The sequence below is a fragment of the Nocardioides sp. genome (genome assembly GCF_024509035.1).
Classification (GTDB): Bacteria; Actinomycetota; Actinomycetes; order Propionibacteriales; family Nocardioidaceae; genus Nocardioides.
This window is the reverse complement of record NZ_JANINT010000308.1, coordinates 1,106-2,311: the sequence shown is the minus strand read 5'-3', so window position 1 is coordinate 2,311 and position 1,206 is coordinate 1,106. Positions and strand designations below refer to the sequence as shown.

The following is a 1,206-nucleotide window of genomic DNA, read 5'->3' as shown; positions in this document are numbered from 1 at the left end:
AGCTCATGGTCAGCGTGGTGGCGTCCGGGAAGTTCCAGATGATCCCGGGGTACGACGCCATCACCGTGTCGTTGACCTGGCTGGCGCCGGACGACACGTCCCACATCTGGCCGGCGAGGGTCACCGACGTGCCGGGCACGTTGATGATCGTGGTCGCGCCACCCGGCACCTGGTAGCCGACGTGCTTGCCGGCCGCCAGGTCGGCGGCCGGTGCCGGTGAACACCAGCGCCGGGTTGCCGCCCGCCGTACCGCTGCTCACCGTGCCGTTGGCGCTCGCGGCGCCCCACGCCGTCGACAGCGCGCGCAGCTGGGTGAACGACGTCGCGAAGTCGACCGGGTTGCTGCCGAGGTACCCGGTGCCGGCGCCGCCGTTGAAGTTCACCCCGGTCTGCGGCGTGACGTAGGCGCTGCCCTTCTGGAGGTTGTAGGTGCCGTGGCTGCCGGCGACCACGAGCGCGGCGGAGCCGGCCGGGAACCCGGACGGCAGGCGGGTGCCGACGGTCATCCCGCCGGCGCTGTGACAGGCGTGCGCGCAGCTGCCCCGCCCCCGCTGAGCTGCAGCACGACGAGCGAGCCGAGGCAGCAGGCGAGGACGGCGGCGAGAGCAGGAAGACGGCGCGCGCGGAGCGCGCGCGTTGACCCAGACGTGCTCATTCGGTCTACCCCCCAGTAGGTCAGCACCATCGACGGTGCCACCTCCACGCGGGCGGGGCCGCGCCTTTGCCGAAATCGCCTGGGACCGGACTGGACCGGGTGGGCCGGGGTGGAGGGTGTCGGTTTCCCCGGTCGACCGGGGAAACCTGCACTTGCGGGCCGAAACTTCGGCCGACAAGTGCAGGGATTGCCCCACCGGTGTGACGGGCGTGGCGGGAGTGACCGGCTAACCGGCCGGGCTCGGGTCCGGCTCGGCCACGGCGCGCTCGAGGCGGCGTACGTCGGGGGCGAGCAGCGCCAGCAGCGCGGACCCGCCCATCACCAGGCCGGTCACCACCAGCCACCGGTCGAAGCCGACCGCCGCGGCGACCGGCCCGGTCAGCACCAGGCCGAGCGGCCGGGCCACGAACGAGCCCACCAGGTCGAAGGAGTAGACGCGCGCGAGCTTGTCCTCGGGGATGTTCTGCTGGATCGACACCTGCCACTGCACGTCGAAGACCTGCAGCCCGAAGCCGTGCAGGAACGCGCCGACCAGGATCGGCAGCAGGTGG

At 72.6% G+C, this 1,206-nt stretch carries 2 pseudogenes; both read right to left on the bottom strand.

Annotation, left to right across the window (positions count from 1 at the left end):
• Nucleotides 1-506: pseudogene (locus Q0L15_RS25040) on the bottom strand (choice-of-anchor A family protein); the annotation flags it as partial.
• Nucleotides 507-881: 375 nt separating this feature from the next.
• Nucleotides 882-1,206: pseudogene (locus tag Q0L15_RS19695) on the bottom strand (MFS transporter); the annotation flags it as partial.